This window comes from Acidithiobacillus sp. HP-11, assembly GCF_015100075.1.
In the GTDB taxonomy this organism is placed as follows: Bacteria; Pseudomonadota; Gammaproteobacteria; order Acidithiobacillales; family Acidithiobacillaceae; genus Acidithiobacillus; species Acidithiobacillus thiooxidans.
In genome coordinates this window covers 26,787-40,330 of the sequence record NZ_JACKYY010000030.1, presented here as the reverse complement: position 1 = coordinate 40,330, position 13,544 = coordinate 26,787, and the positions used below count along the sequence as shown (strand labels likewise).

Genomic DNA, 13,544 nt, shown 5'->3' with positions numbered 1-13,544 from the left:
TGGTTAAGAATAAAAGGCGCTCTTCAACCCAACAGCTTTGCCAAATCTTCTGCTTTCAGGTGGGTGTACCGTTTTAACATCTGCAAGGTTTTGTGACCAGTAATGGCTGCTACCTGCATTTCCCGTAGCCCTTTTTCGAAAAACCGGCTGGTAGCCTCATGGCGCAGATCGTGAAAGCGTAAATCCTCTATGCCAGCCCGTTTGCAGGCACGGACAAATGATTGATGGATGCCTTCGTATGTTGTACCAAATACGCGCGGATCGTTTGGATTGTGTGGCAAGTCACTCAATACTCGAATGGCACGGCTGGACAATGGCACCGTTCGAGCCTCGCCGTTCTTTGTAGTGGGCAAGTGCGCCGTCCGCTTTTGCAGATCCACGTCTGACCATTGGAGGCCAATGCTTTTTTTTTCTTGGCTTCCGGATTCTTTATTCAGTTCCCACTTCTCCAGCATCTCCCCGGCCCGCATAGCGGTCTGTATGGCGAAAATGACGGCAGGGCGCAGATACGGGTTACGTGATTCAGCGCAGGCGATCAGCAACCTTGTCTCTTCGTCATCTAGCAGGCGGCGATCTCTAGACTTTGCCGGTGTAGGCATTTTGATCTGTAAACAAGGATTGCCGTGCGCAAGAGGTATCCCCCACTCTTTCATCGCAATGTTTACTACGCGCGAGAGTAGTGACAGGGCATGTCGCACCGTCTGCGGCGCGACCGGCTTTCCGGTTTTCTTACTGATTGTCTTGAGCCGGTGATCCCTGTATGCGGCGACAGATTCTGGCGATACGGCGGCAAGCGGCATGTGCCCCAGTTCTGACTCAGTAAGAATTTTAATCAGCGATTCAGTGCTTTGTCTCGCTTTCTTGTCGGGTAGAACCTCGCGCGCATACCGTGCAAGCATGTCTGCAACGGTTGTTGTCTCGGCGCGGCTATAATCCCGCCAGACGCCCTTATCCATCTCGCTTTCAATGGATCGCGCCCATTGTTCAGCTTCCTTTTTTCCGCGAAAAGTTTTAGAGCGCGTCGGGAACCCTTTCCTGATCACCCTCGCTTGCCAGCCAATCAGGTTTTTATCTCTATCGTACCTGGGTCCGATGGATGCCAAATTGTCGCTCTCCGCTCAACGGTCTGAATGCCCATTTGAGCATTTATTGAGCGAAAATTCAATATTGAGTAATGAACAAAGATGATAACTTATGTAACTTAATGATTTATATGGTGCGCCTGAAGGGACTCGAACCCCTGACCTACGGCTTAGAAGGCCGTTGCTCTATCCAGTTGAGCTACAGGCGCATGAACGAACAACGGATGTTTGTACAAGCCGATATATTGTAAAGTAGGCATCGTGATCAGGGAAGGGCGTAGATCTGCATTGAAGTAAACCAAATGTAATTCGTGGAGTGGCCAATGGACAAAAGCCTCATTCTGGAAAGCTGCTTTTCGCCCCAGGGCGATCAGCCGGAGGCGATTCGTCAGCTGGTCCAGGGGCTGACGGACGGAGAATTTTTCCAGACGCTTCTGGGGGTAACCGGTTCCGGGAAGACCTTTACAGTTGCCAATGTCATTGCCACGACCCAGCGCCCAGCCATTATCATGGCCCCCAACAAGACTCTGGCGGCGCAGCTCTATGCAGAAATGCGCAGTTTTTTTCCGCATAACGCCGTCGAGTATTTTGTCAGTTATTACGATTATTATCAGCCGGAGGCCTATGTCCCGTCTTCGGATACTTTTATTGAAAAAGATGCTTCCATTAATGACCATATTGAGCAGATGCGCCTTTCCGCGACGAAAGCTCTGCTCGAAAGGTCTGACGTCATTATTGTGGCGACGGTCTCCGCCATATACGGACTGGGTGATCCCGCTTCATATCATGGCATGATTTTGCATTTGCGCGAATCCGACGTCATGGATCAGCGTGCGATTCTTCAGCGGCTGGCAGAAATGCAGTACACCCGTAACCAATTGGAACTGAAACGCGGTAACTTTCGGGTTAACGGTGATGTGATTGATATCTGGCCCGCAGAAAGTGAAGACGAAGCCGTGCGGGTGGAATTATTCGGGGAGGAAATTGAACGGGTTTCGCTTTTTGATCCGCTCACGGGGAAAACCATTGTGCGTTTGCCGCGCTATACCATTTATCCCAAAAGCCATTATGTAACCCCCAGAGAGAAAATTCTGGAAGCGCTGGACAGTATCAAGGATGAATTGCGGCAGCGTCTTGAAGATCTCCGCAAGGCCAATAAACTGGTAGAAGCCCAACGTCTGGAGCAACGCACCCGTTTTGATTTGGAGATGATGGCAGAGTTGGGATATTGCTCGGGTATCGAAAATTATTCCCGTTATTTATCGGGAAGAAGCGCCGGGCAGGCACCGCCTACCTTGATGGATTACCTGCCACCCAATGCTTTACTGTTTATTGATGAATCTCACGTCACCGTGCCCCAGTTCGGGGGGATGTACAAGGGGGATCGCTCTCGCAAGGAGACTCTGGTGGAATATGGCTTTCGCCTGCCTTCTGCGCTGGATAATAGACCCCTGATGTTTCCTGAGTTTGAAGCACTCATGCCCCAGACCATCATGATTTCGGCAACTCCCGGACCCTATGAAATGGAGCACTCCGGGCAGATTGTCGAGCAGGTGGTGCGGCCTACCGGATTAGTGGACCCGCTCGTGGAGGTACGCCCGGCAAAAGGCCAGGTCGATGACTTGATTAGTGAAATCCATGTAGTCATCCGCAGTGGCTGGCGCATTCTGGTTACTACCCTGACCAAGCGTATGGCAGAAGACTTGACCGACTATCTGCACGACTTGGGTATCAAATGCCGCTATTTGCATTCAGATATTGAAACAGTTGAACGGGTGGAAATTATTCGGGATTTACGTGCAGGCGTATTTGATGTGCTGATTGGCATTAACCTGCTGCGTGAGGGGCTGGATATGCCCGAAGTGGCGTTAGTGGCGATTCTGGATGCAGACAAGGAGGGCTTTCTGCGCTCGGAGCGCTCGTTGATTCAGACCATTGGCCGGGCAGCCCGGAATTTGCACGGTCGAGCGGTTTTGTATGCGGATCAGATCACCAAATCCATGGCGGCGGCCATGGCAGAGACAGATCGCCGCCGCGAAAAGCAAGTGCATTTTAATGCGGTCCACCATATTACCCCCAAAGGCATTGTGAAGCCGGTAGCGGATATTATTGAGGGTGTGTATCGACGTAATGCCCAACCTGCAGCGAAGGTGGCGGAGAAAAACAGCACTTATCGCTTGCTCAATGATCCGAAAGCAGTTGCCAAAAAAATCAAGGAGCTGGAAGAGGAAATGTTCCGCCATGCGCGCAACCTGGAATTTGAACAGGCGGCAGCATTGCGGGACGAAATAAAAAAACTGGAAACCCGTCTGTTGGGTACCGATCTGGAAGTGTCTTTGTTAGAAGACTAATACCAGACCGGTTAGATCATTCATCCAAAAAACGGCAGTTGCCGTGGGTGCTTTTTGCTCCGTTGTTCCTCGACTGTTGTTCTAGGGCTCATCCTGCTGTCAGGAGAGAACTCGCCCTGCGGGCTCAGACAGCTCTCCTGACGGGCGCAGGATTTCGCCAAGAACAACAACGGCTCAGAACAAAAGTCGCTGCAAAGCACCCACGGCAACTGCCGTTTTTAGCTTCATGATAAATTAGGCGTTTTCTTTCGGTTCAGTACCCGCTACCAGGAAAAACGGCTCCTGATCAGCGGGCATTTCTGCCAGTTCGGCATCAGTCAGGCGGGCGTACACTTCAATGTTGTATCCCGTAGGATCCCGCAGCCAAAGTTCATGTAGAGGCGTACCGCGCCAGGTGGTGCGGGGCGGTTTAACAATTTCGGCACCTGCCGCCATGGCGCGATGATAGCTTTCGATGACTGCCGCCCGGTCTTTCACACCCAGCCCCACATGGTAAAGGCTGTAAGTGTCCAGCGCTTCTCCCTGGTCATTCACCAGAATAACGAGATTCAGGCACAAATGCGGGACGATAAAAGTGCTGAAGCGTGCCGTGCTCTGTTTGGGCGCGACCCCCAGAAAGTGCTCGTAAAAACGAGTGCTTTCGGCTAGGTTGCTGACCCGGAAACTGAGATGAAATTCCTGGGCAGCAGGAAACATCACCGGGTTCTGATTGGTTGTATCCATACGCTCAGGGTTCCATGCTGCCAATGCGATTCAGTTCCTGCCTTAACTGAGTGGGATCTTTTTCGAGCCATTCAGCAACAGGCAATTTCAGCAAGGCTTCAATGCGGTGCCGGAGAATACGGTATGCCGTTTGAAAAGCCGCATCAATTTCTGCCTCGCTGCCGGTGGCCTTGGCCGGATCTTCCACCCCCCAATGTGCGCGGATGGCAGGCCCGAGGTAGGCGGGGCAGGCCTCGCCAGCAGCACTGGCACAAACAGTAATGACAATGTCCGGCGTGGTTTTCAGTTCATCCCAGGATTTGCTGCTCAGGCCTTCCGTGGCAAACCCCTCCTGCTGGAGAAGCTGTATCGAACGCGGATGAACATAACCCGCAGGATGGCTTCCGGCACTGGTCGCGTGCAGACGTGAATCGGCCAGTCCGTTCATGGTGACTTCGGCAAGAATGGAACGGCAGGAATTTCCGGTGCAAAGAAACAGGATTTCAGGAGTTTTCATTCAGTACTTCCTCGTCAAGTGGCAGATTTGCAGGTTGGGGTAAAGAACAATTCCGGGTACCACGACAGCAATTTTCTGTCAGATAGGCGACTAATGCCCGAACTACGCTCATGTCAGCCCGATAGCGTTGATAACGACCCTCGCGTTGCACCGTAACCAGACCGGCATGTTGAAGGCTTTTCAGATGAAAGGAGATACCATTGTGGGGTTGGTCCAGATGTTCGGCAATATCACCGGATACCAGTCCTGTGGGCTCCTGTTCAACGAGCAAGCGGAAAATTTCCAGGCGCACGGGAGAGGCTAGCGACTCCAGTTGCTGAATAACATTTTCCGTTTCTTTTGAAATTTCCATCATTCTACCCGCGAACATTTCTTGTAGTATTGACAAGTATCAACGCCTCGTCAAGACTAACGTCACTTTCCAATCGACTGGAGTATAGCCCCATGCTGGCCGTAGTCATTTTTCTCGTCACCCTGATTTTGGTCATCTGGCAACCCAAAGGCCTGAGCATAGGCTGGAGTGCCATGGGCGGGGCGGTCGTTGCCCTGGCAACGGGCGTCATTACCTGGAGCGATATTCCTATTGTCTGGCACATCGTCTGGGATGCTACCTTTACCTTTGTAGCCCTGATTATCATTTCCCTGATTCTGGACGAGGCCGGATTTTTCCACTGGGCAGCCCTGCATGTAGCGCGTTGGGGCGGGGGACGCGGTCGCTTGCTCTTTGTCCTGATTGTCTTGTTGGGTGCTTGTATTGCTGCGGTTTTTGCCAATGATGGCGCCGCTCTTTTGTTGACGCCCATTGTGATGGCCATTTTGCTCCGTCTGGATTTTTCACCCACAGCGACTTTTGCTTTTATTATTGCTACTGGCTTTGTCGCCGATACCACCAGTTTGCCGTTGATGATTTCCAATCTGGTGAACATTGTCAGCGCCAACTATTTTAATATTTCCTTTTCACAATATGCGACCGTCATGGTGCCCGTTGATATTGTGGCATTGCTTTCCACTTTGGCGGTTCTCTGGCTGTATTTCCGACGCAGTTTGCCAGGCAGTTATCCTACGGCGCATTTGCCGGATCCGGCGACGGTCATTAAAGATCATCTGGTGTTTCGTGCCAGTTTTCCAGTGCTTATCTTATTGTTGGTAGCCTATTTTGTGACGGCGCACTGGAATGTACCCGTGTCGGTAGTCACCGGAACCGGGGCCTTGATCATGTTGGCTTTGGCTGGTCGCTGGTTGCAGGGTGGTCGCGATGCACAGATTCCGGTGCGCAAGGTGTTGCGCGGCGCTCCCTGGGCCATTGTGGTGTTCAGTCTGGGCATGTATCTGGTGGTTTATGGTTTACGCAATGCCGGACTGATCCATTTTGTGACCATAGCACTCCATGATTTTGCCAGCCATGGTCCGGTAGTGGCGGCGCTGGGCACCGGTTTCATGGCCGCGCTGCTGTCTTCGATCATGAACAATATGCCCGCTGTGCTGGTGGGTGCGCTGGCTATTCATCATCTACCTGCCACGGCGGATCCCATGCTCCGTGAAATCATGATTTATGCCAACATCATCGGTTGCGATCTGGGGCCGAAGTTTACGCCCATCGGCAGTCTGGCCACCTTGCTCTGGTTGCATGTGCTCAGCCGTAAGGGCGTCACCGTGGGATGGGGGCAATATATGAAAACCGGTCTGCTCATCACTCCACCCGTATTGTTTTTGACTCTGTTGATGCTGGCCTGGTGGTTGCCTCTGGTCTAAGGTCCTTGGCGACTTGACGTTTGGGCCGCTATTTCCTAAAATTTATACCAACCAGACGGTATGTAATAACAGGAGATAGTGATGCAGCTCAATACCGATTGGTCCAAAACGGTGGTCATTTACACCCCGGACTTACCCTGGCAGGGTTCTCCGGCAGAGGGCGTTCAGCGTCGTTTGCTGGAGCGGGACGGGGAGGAAGCAGCCCGTGCGACTTCCGTGGTACGTTATGTTCCCGGTGCCCATTTTCCAGAACACCAACACCCTCTGGGTGAAGAAATTTTTGTTCTGACGGGGACGTTTTCCGATGAGACAGGAAGTTATGGTCCCGGGACTTATTTGCGTAATCCTCCTGGTTCTGCCCATGCCCCTTATTCAGATGAGGGCTGCATCCTTTTTGTAAAGTTGCGCCACTTCAATCCTCGGGATCTGCAGCCGGTACGTGTCAACATGGCTCAGGCGCGTTGGTCATCCGGTCTGGTAGATGGCCTTACGGTACTCCCCCTGGCTGACTTTGAGGGAGAGCATACCGCGCTGGTGCGCTGGCAGCCGGAAACTTATTTTCAGGCACACCGTCATTATGGCGGTGAAGAAATACTGGTTTTGGAAGGAACATTTGCCGATGAGCACGGCGAATATCCCGCCGGAACCTGGATGCGGAGTCCCCATTGGAGTGCCCACCAGCCTTTCAGCAAGGAAGGTTGCCTGATTCTGGTCAAGACGGGCCATCTGCCTTTGCCGGCAGATGGCAGTTAAGTACACACGACAAGTGATTTAAGGAGATATTATGACGAAAGCCTATGCAGCCCAATCATCCACCAGCCCTTTAGCCCCGCATGAGATTGAAAGACGTCAGCCTGGTCCGGATGATGTCAAAATTGAGATTCTTTACTGCGGTGTCTGCCATTCTGATTTGCACACAGCCCGTAATGAGTGGAAAAACACCATTTATCCCTCAGTGCCTGGTCATGAAATTGTCGGCAGGGTGGTGGCTGTCGGTGATCAGGTCAAAAATTTCAAAGTAGGTGATTTTGCAGGCGTGGGTTGTATGGTGGACAGTTGCGGACATTGCAGCTCCTGTGACGAGGGTGAAGAACAATATTGCGAGAATGGTTTTACCGGTACGTACAATGGCCCGGTGTTTGGCGGGGAGAATACTTTTGGGGGTTATTCTCAAAGTGTGGTCGTCAAGGAGTCTTTTGTATTAAAAGTCCGCCATGACGAGAAAAGTCTGGCCAGTGTGGCTCCGTTGCTTTGTGCGGGCATCACCACTTACTCGCCGTTACGTCATTGGCAGGTTGGACCGGGTAAAAAAGTGGGTATTGTCGGTTTGGGTGGATTGGGTCATATGGGCGTCAAGCTGGCTCATGCGATGGGGGCTCATGTCGTTTTATTTACGACCTCGCCCGGTAAAATCGAAGATGGTAAACGTCTGGGCGCGGATGAGGTCTGCATTTCCACGGATCCCAAGCAGATGGCTGAGCAGGCCAACAGTTTTGATTTTATCCTCAATACGGTGGCCGCTTCCCACAATCTGGATGCCTTCCTGAGCCTGTTGAAGCGGGATGGCACCATGACGCTGGTGGGTGTTCCCGCCGAGCCACATCCTTCTCCGGAAGTTTTTAACCTGATATTCAAACGTCGTCAGCTGGCGGGCTCGCTCATCGGTGGTATTCGGGAAACCCAGGAAATGCTCGATTTCTGTGCAGAACACGGAATTGGTTCGGATATTGAAATGATTCCCATGGACTACATCAACACGGCCTATGAACGGATGCTGAAAAGCGACGTTAAATACCGTTTTGTCATTGATATGGCTACCCTGTAACAAGGGGTCCGAAAAATGTATCTACCGGGTCTGCTATAGCGGGCCCGGTTGCCAGGCCCTCCTGTTTTTCCCTTCCTGTTTATTGTTCGCGTTGTGCCTTAGGTCCGAATTGGCTACCATGCACAGCATCAAGCGCGTGCACGTCGAGACCTATGAGCAAATACATTTTCGTTACTGGTGGTGTGGTTTCTTCGTTGGGCAAGGGCGCCGCCGGCGCGGCTCTTGCCGCGTTGTTGGAGGCGCGCGGACTTAAAGTAACCATGATGAAGCTGGACCCTTATATTAACGTAGATCCGGGTACCATGAGTCCTTTTCAGCATGGCGAAGTGTTTGTCACCGCAGACGGTGCGGAAACAGATCTGGATCTCGGTCACTACGAGCGTTTCATTTCGACGCGGATGACCAAGCGCAATAATTTCACGACCGGGCTGGTTTATCAGACAGTGATTGAAAAAGAACGTCGTGGTGATTATCTGGGCCGCACCGTGCAGGTGATTCCCCATGTGACCGACGAAATTAAACGCCGGATTCGTATTGGTGCCAGTGATGCGGATGTGGCTTTGGTGGAAATCGGTGGAACAGTGGGTGACATTGAATCGCAACCGTTTCTGGAAGCCATCCGCCAGATGGCCGTGGAAGAGGGGCGCGGCAATACCCTGTTCATGCATCTGACCCTGGTACCCTATCTGCCCTCGGCTGGTGAAATGAAAACCAAGCCGACCCAGCATTCAGTGCGCGAGCTGCGCGCTATTGGTATTCAACCCGATGTTCTGTTGTGTCGGGCAGACCGCCCGATCCCGGAAGACCATCGTGCCAAAATCGCCCTGTTTTCCAATCTCACTGAAAAAGCCGTTATTTCAGCCATTGATACAGACAGTATTTACCGTCTGCCGCTACTTTTCCATGACCAGGGCCTGGATGATCTGGTATTGCAGGACCTCGGCCTGCAGGCTCCGGCGCCGGATCTCGGCGCATGGCAGGGGATTATCCATGCCCTGGAAAATCCCGAAGGGGATATCGTCATTGCCCTGGTCGGTAAATATGTAGGGCTGACCGAGTCTTACAAGTCGCTGGCGGAAGCCCTGTTACATGCGGGATTGCGGGCCCGGCGCAAGGTGCATTTTCTCTATGTAGATGCCGAAGATATTGAATCCCGGGGTACGGGCATGCTGGCTGAAGCTGATGCAGTCCTGGTACCTGGTGGATTTGGCGGGCGTGGTACAGAGGGGAAAATTACCGCAATTCGTTATGCCCGAGAAAATAAAGTGCCCTATCTGGGAATTTGTCTGGGTATGCAGTTGGCCGTAGTGGAATTTGCCCGCCATTGTGCCGGGCTGGTCAATGCCAACAGTTCCGAGCTGGACCCGGAAACGCCGGATCCGGTAATTACCCTGATGACCGAATGGTCTGATCCTGAAGGTAATACGGCTTATCGGGAAGAGGGCGGTAATCTGGGGGGAACCATGCGTCTCGGTGAGCAGGAATGTACCTTGCAGCCGGACAGTCTGGTCGCTAAAGCCTATGCCCAAACCGCCATTTATGAGCGCCACCGCCACCGTTTTGAATTCAATAACCGCTATCGGGCACCTTTGGCAGCGGCCGGTTTGCAGTATACCGGCTTTTCGGCGGATAGTGCTTTGGTCGAGGTGGTGGAATTGCGGGATCATCCCTGGTTTCTGGGCTGTCAGTTTCACCCTGAATTTACCAGTAATCCACGTCAGGGCCATCCGCTTTTTGATGCCTTCATGGCGGCTGCGGTTACCCAGCGGGAGAAGCAGGCATGAATCTCTGTGGTTTTGAGGTCGGGCTGGATCGTCCTTTCTTTCTGATTGCGGGCCCTTGTGCCATAGAAAGTGAAAAGCTGGCCTTGCAGACAGCGGAAACGCTCCGGGACATCTGTCATCGCCTGAATATTCCCTTTATTTACAAAAGCTCTTATGACAAGGCGAATCGTTCTTCGGGCACCAGTTTTCGCGGTCCCGGCATGGATGAAGGGTTGCGGATTCTCGAAAAAGTGCGCCGGGAGTTGGGCGTGCCGGTCATTACCGATGTCCACGAAAAAGAGCATGTAAAGGCGGTTGCCGAGGTCGTAGATGTCCTCCAGACTCCCGCTTTTTTATGTCGTCAGACCGATTTTATTCAGGCCGTGGCTGCAGCCGGAAAGCCGGTCAATATTAAAAAAGGCCAGTTTCTGGCACCCTGGGACATGCTTCATGTTGCCGCAAAAGCCAAGGCGACGGGTAATGCCCAGATTATGGTCTGCGAACGGGGCGCTTCTTTCGGATACAATAATCTGGTTTCGGATATGCGCTCCCTGGCCGTGATGCGCCAGACTGACTGCCCGGTTGTTTTTGATGCCACGCATTCCGTGCAGCTGCCGGGAGGGCAGGGGGATCGTTCCGGCGGACAGCGGGAGTTTGTGCCGGTACTGGCCAGATCCGCTGTGGCTGCGGGGGTGTCCGGTCTGTTTATGGAAACCCATCCGCGCCCTGCCGAAGCCCTGTCCGATGGTCCCAATGCCTGGCCACTGGGTCGGCTGGAAAGCCTGCTGCGCACCCTTCAACACATTGACCAGTTGGTCAAAGCCCAAGATTTTCCTGAAAATCATCCTGAGGATTTAATATGAACGCCATTGTCCGCATTCAAGGTCGTGAAGTACTGGATTCACGTGGTAATCCTACTGTAGAAGCCGAAGTTCATCTGGAAAATGGGGCCATGGGACGCGCCATTGTCCCCAGTGGCGCATCGACGGGTGAGCGGGAGGCCATGGAATTGCGGGACGGTGGTTCACGTTATGGTGGCAAGGGCGTACGCAAGGCGGTAGAACACGTTAACGGTGAAATTCAGGATGCCCTGTTGGGGATGGAAGCGGAAGACCAGGAGCATCTGGATGCTGCCATGTGCGCACTGGACGGTACTGAAAACAAGTCCCGTCTGGGGGCCAACGCCATTTTGAGCGTTTCCCTGGCCGCTGCCCATGCCGCCGCTCATGCCGCCGGACAGCCGCTCTATCGTTATATTGGTGGTCTGGGTCCGGTGCAGTTGCCGGTACCCATGATGAATGTCATTAACGGTGGTGCCCATGCCGATAATGATGTGGATATGCAGGAATTCATGCTGATTCCTGCGGGTGCGGAATCGTTTTCGGAAGCCTTGCAGATGGGTGTGGAAGTGTTTCACAGCCTGAAAGGGGTCTTGCAGAAGAAAGGATTGGCGACAACGGTAGGCGATGAAGGGGGTTTCGCCCCGAACCTCCCTTCCAACGAAGCGGCTCTGGAACTGCTGATGGATGCCATTACCCAGGCCGGTTATCAACCGGGTAAGGACATTTGGCTGGGTATGGATGTGGCTTCCAGCGAATTTTATCGGGATGGCCGTTATCATCTGGCCAGCGAAAAACGTGAATTAAGCAGTGCGGAATTTGTGGATTATCTGGCTGCTCTGGCTGATCGTTATCCCTTGATCAGCATTGAAGATGGTATGGACCAGAATGACTGGGAAGGCTGGATTACCCTGACAGATCGTTTGGGCGACCGTCTGCAACTGGTGGGTGATGATATTTTTGTGACAAACACCGCCATTTTGCGTGAAGGGATTGAGCGCGGTGTGGGCAATAGTATTTTGATTAAACTCAATCAGATCGGGACCTTATCAGAAACTCTGGCAGCCATTGAAATGGCCAAAACCCATTGTTATACCGCTATTGTATCGCATCGTTCGGGTGAAACCGAGGATACGACCCTGGCGGATGTGGCAGTGGCCACGGGTTGTGGACAAATTAAAACCGGTTCTTTGTCACGCACCGATCGGGTGGCCAAATATAATCGTCTTTTGCGTATTGAAGAAGAATTGGGTGAGGTCGCACGTTATCCTGGACTTGCAACTTTTTATAATCTCGACTAAAAGGTAATATTATAGAGCGTTTGCAAAGGCGCTTGCATTTCCCGGAGATTATTTCGATATGTTTGATTGGGCGCAGTTCAAAGCCAAAGTGAATACGGCAAAATCAGAAATGCGCCTGGTTGATTTCATGTTGCTCGCCGCTTTGTGTGCTTTGCAATACCCGCTGTGGTTTGGAACGGGCAGCTGGTTAAATGTGGGTGAATTACATCACAAGCTGGAGAGCAAAGAAGCAGTTTTGAAAAAGCTGGAAGCGCGCAATGATCATCTGGAAGCCAAGGTGGTCAGCCTGCAAAGCGGAGATCGCGCCGTAGAAGAGTTGGCGCGCCGCCATTTGGGGATGGTCAGTAAAGGCGAAATTTTTGTCTGGGTGATTCCGGCAACGGAAAAATCCTGAACAAGCCGCCTAACCTGTTTTGCTCAGGCGGCTTTTTCATTCAGGCCCGGTCTATATACGTCCCATCAGTAGTATTTACCCGGATTTTCTCCCCGGAATTCACAAACTGAGGCACCATCACCGTAATGCCCGTTTCCATACGTGCCGACTTGTAGGAGCCGGTTGCCGTCTGTCCTTTGATGGCCGGATCGGCTTCGGTCACTTCAAGAACGACCACCGAAGGTAATTCCACCCCAATGGGGCGATCATTATGCAAATTGACCTGAATTTCCGTATTGGGCAATAAATACCCGGTCTGACCTTCCAGCAGATCTTCGCTGAGAATGGATTGTTCAAAGCTTTCGTTATCCATGAATACATAACCGGTGCTATCGGCATACAAATATTGCATGGTTCGGGCTTCCACAACGGCTTTTTCCATGGTTTCACCCGAGCGGAAACGGGTATTGGATTTGGTTCCTGTTTCGATGTTTTTCATTTCGACCTGAACGAAGGCCCCGCCTTTGCCAGGCTTCACAAAATCCGTTTTGAGTACACGCCAAAGCCCTTTTTCATGTTCCAGAATATTGCCGGGGCGAATATCAAAGGCCGAAATCTTCATACCATCATCCTTGTGGGCATTCCCTTTAGAGGGCGTGAATTGTACCCTAGAGGCTTATTGCTGACCAGTCCGCTCCTTTACGAGGTTTCTCATGTCCGACACGCACACCCAGCCCCTGGAAATTCGCCCCTTGATGATCAGTCGGAAGATGGAAATTGACTGGGCAGACGGTCATACCAGTGTTCTCAGTTTTGAACATTTGCGGGTGGAGTGCCCCTGCGCGGAATGCAAGGGTCACACCCCGGATGAAGCCCGGGTGATCACCGGCAAGGAAGACGTGAGTATTGTCGATGTGCTGCCGGTTGGAAACTATGCCATTCAAATTCATTTCAGCGATGGCCACAGCACCGGGATTTTTACCTGGGAATATCTGCGTCGTCTGGACGCGCAGCAGGCCGGGACAGCATAAACCCCCGT

Annotated in this window: 14 protein-coding genes and 1 tRNA gene; 9 read left to right on the top strand and 6 right to left on the bottom strand. The window is 52.4% G+C overall.

Annotation, left to right across the window (positions count from 1 at the left end; all coding sequences use genetic code 11):
- Positions 1-23: 23 nt before the first annotated feature.
- Both H7F08_RS09900 and H7F08_RS09895 read right to left on the bottom strand, forming a co-directional pair.
- Positions 24-1,103, bottom strand: coding sequence for a site-specific integrase (locus H7F08_RS09900; protein WP_031572436.1), 1,080 nt, complete (start codon positions 1,101-1,103; stop codon positions 24-26).
- A 111-nt stretch (positions 1,104-1,214) separates the two neighbouring features.
- A tRNA-Arg gene (locus H7F08_RS09895) sits at positions 1,215-1,291 on the bottom strand.
- Between the two features lie 114 nt (positions 1,292-1,405).
- Between H7F08_RS09895 and uvrB the strand changes: the two genes are divergently transcribed.
- Positions 1,406-3,433, top strand: a complete 2,028-nt coding sequence (gene uvrB, locus H7F08_RS09890) for an excinuclease ABC subunit UvrB (protein WP_193640466.1) — start codon at positions 1,406-1,408, stop codon at positions 3,431-3,433.
- Positions 3,434-3,667: 234 nt separating this feature from the next.
- Here the strand turns inward: uvrB and H7F08_RS09885 are convergent, their stop codons facing one another.
- Genes H7F08_RS09885 through H7F08_RS09875 form a run of 3 tightly spaced genes read right to left on the bottom strand, consistent with a single transcriptional unit; the run spans position 3,668 to position 5,040 of the window.
- Complete coding sequence (locus H7F08_RS09885; RefSeq protein ID WP_193640465.1) at positions 3,668-4,156, bottom strand: VOC family protein; 489 nt, start codon at positions 4,154-4,156, stop codon at positions 3,668-3,670.
- A 4-nt stretch (positions 4,157-4,160) separates the two neighbouring features.
- Entirely contained in the window at positions 4,161-4,652 is a 492-nt protein-coding gene (locus H7F08_RS09880; protein ID WP_193640464.1) for an arsenate reductase ArsC, read from the bottom strand.
- Positions 4,639-5,040, bottom strand: a complete 402-nt coding sequence (locus H7F08_RS09875; protein WP_226986196.1) for an ArsR/SmtB family transcription factor — start codon at positions 5,038-5,040, stop codon at positions 4,639-4,641. Before H7F08_RS09875 ends, H7F08_RS09880 begins: the two co-directional genes overlap by 14 nt.
- A 56-nt stretch (positions 5,041-5,096) precedes the next feature.
- Here H7F08_RS09875 and H7F08_RS09870 point away from each other — a divergent pair, with 56 nt between their 5' ends.
- The 7 genes from H7F08_RS09870 (at position 5,097) to H7F08_RS09840 (ending at position 12,526) form a co-directional block, all read left to right on the top strand.
- Positions 5,097-6,404 carry an arsenic transporter gene (locus tag H7F08_RS09870; RefSeq protein ID WP_193640463.1) on the top strand — a complete coding sequence of 436 codons (1,308 nt, stop codon included), beginning with the start codon at positions 5,097-5,099 and terminating at the stop codon, positions 6,402-6,404.
- 81 nt (positions 6,405-6,485) lie between these two features.
- The gene (locus H7F08_RS09865) at positions 6,486-7,157 is read left to right on the top strand and encodes a cupin domain-containing protein (protein ID WP_075323089.1); all 672 of its coding nucleotides are present in this window, start codon (positions 6,486-6,488) and stop codon (positions 7,155-7,157) included.
- Between the two features lie 31 nt (positions 7,158-7,188).
- A complete protein-coding gene (locus H7F08_RS09860) occupies positions 7,189-8,229 on the top strand; it encodes an NAD(P)-dependent alcohol dehydrogenase (protein ID WP_024893879.1) in 1,041 nt (346 codons plus the stop codon).
- A 152-nt stretch (positions 8,230-8,381) separates the two neighbouring features.
- Positions 8,382-10,013, top strand: a complete 1,632-nt coding sequence (locus tag H7F08_RS09855; protein WP_193640462.1) for a CTP synthase — start codon at positions 8,382-8,384, stop codon at positions 10,011-10,013.
- A complete protein-coding gene (gene kdsA / locus H7F08_RS09850; protein ID WP_075323087.1) occupies positions 10,010-10,855 on the top strand; it encodes a 3-deoxy-8-phosphooctulonate synthase in 846 nt (281 codons plus the stop codon). The genes H7F08_RS09855 and kdsA overlap by 4 nt, the downstream gene beginning before the upstream one ends.
- The gene (gene eno, locus H7F08_RS09845; protein WP_031574247.1) at positions 10,852-12,132 is read left to right on the top strand and encodes a phosphopyruvate hydratase; all 1,281 of its coding nucleotides are present in this window, start codon (positions 10,852-10,854) and stop codon (positions 12,130-12,132) included. The genes kdsA and eno overlap by 4 nt, the downstream gene beginning before the upstream one ends.
- 58 nt (positions 12,133-12,190) lie before the next feature.
- On the top strand, positions 12,191-12,526 hold the full coding sequence (locus tag H7F08_RS09840; protein WP_193640461.1) for an FtsB family cell division protein: 336 nt from the start codon (positions 12,191-12,193) through the stop codon (positions 12,524-12,526).
- 40 nt (positions 12,527-12,566) lie between these two features.
- Here H7F08_RS09840 and efp read toward each other — a convergent pair whose 3' ends face one another.
- Complete coding sequence (gene efp, locus H7F08_RS09835) at positions 12,567-13,127, bottom strand: elongation factor P (RefSeq protein ID WP_010642195.1); 561 nt, start codon at positions 13,125-13,127, stop codon at positions 12,567-12,569.
- Between the two features lie 91 nt (positions 13,128-13,218).
- Between efp and H7F08_RS09830 the strand changes: the two genes are divergently transcribed.
- Entirely contained in the window at positions 13,219-13,536 is a 318-nt protein-coding gene (locus H7F08_RS09830; RefSeq protein ID WP_010642194.1) for a gamma-butyrobetaine hydroxylase-like domain-containing protein, read from the top strand.
- Positions 13,537-13,544 lie beyond the last annotated feature (8 nt).

Coding starts and splice junctions, on each gene's coding strand:
- uvrB (WP_193640466.1), top strand. CDS start 1,406: ATGGACAAAAGCCTCATTCTGGAAAGCTGCTTTTCGCCCCAGGGCGAT.
- H7F08_RS09885 (WP_193640465.1), bottom strand. CDS start 4,156: ATGGATACAACCAATCAGAACCCGGTGATGTTTCCTGCTGCCCAGGAA.
- H7F08_RS09880 (WP_193640464.1), bottom strand. CDS start 4,652: ATGAAAACTCCTGAAATCCTGTTTCTTTGCACCGGAAATTCCTGCCGT.
- H7F08_RS09870 (WP_193640463.1), top strand. CDS start 5,097: ATGCTGGCCGTAGTCATTTTTCTCGTCACCCTGATTTTGGTCATCTGG.
- H7F08_RS09865 (WP_075323089.1), top strand. CDS start 6,486: ATGCAGCTCAATACCGATTGGTCCAAAACGGTGGTCATTTACACCCCG.
- H7F08_RS09860 (WP_024893879.1), top strand. CDS start 7,189: ATGACGAAAGCCTATGCAGCCCAATCATCCACCAGCCCTTTAGCCCCG.
- H7F08_RS09855 (WP_193640462.1), top strand. CDS start 8,382: ATGAGCAAATACATTTTCGTTACTGGTGGTGTGGTTTCTTCGTTGGGC.
- kdsA (WP_075323087.1), top strand. CDS start 10,010: ATGAATCTCTGTGGTTTTGAGGTCGGGCTGGATCGTCCTTTCTTTCTG.
- eno (WP_031574247.1), top strand. CDS start 10,852: ATGAACGCCATTGTCCGCATTCAAGGTCGTGAAGTACTGGATTCACGT.
- H7F08_RS09840 (WP_193640461.1), top strand. CDS start 12,191: ATGTTTGATTGGGCGCAGTTCAAAGCCAAAGTGAATACGGCAAAATCA.
- efp (WP_010642195.1), bottom strand. CDS start 13,127: ATGAAGATTTCGGCCTTTGATATTCGCCCCGGCAATATTCTGGAACAT.
- H7F08_RS09830 (WP_010642194.1), top strand. CDS start 13,219: ATGTCCGACACGCACACCCAGCCCCTGGAAATTCGCCCCTTGATGATC.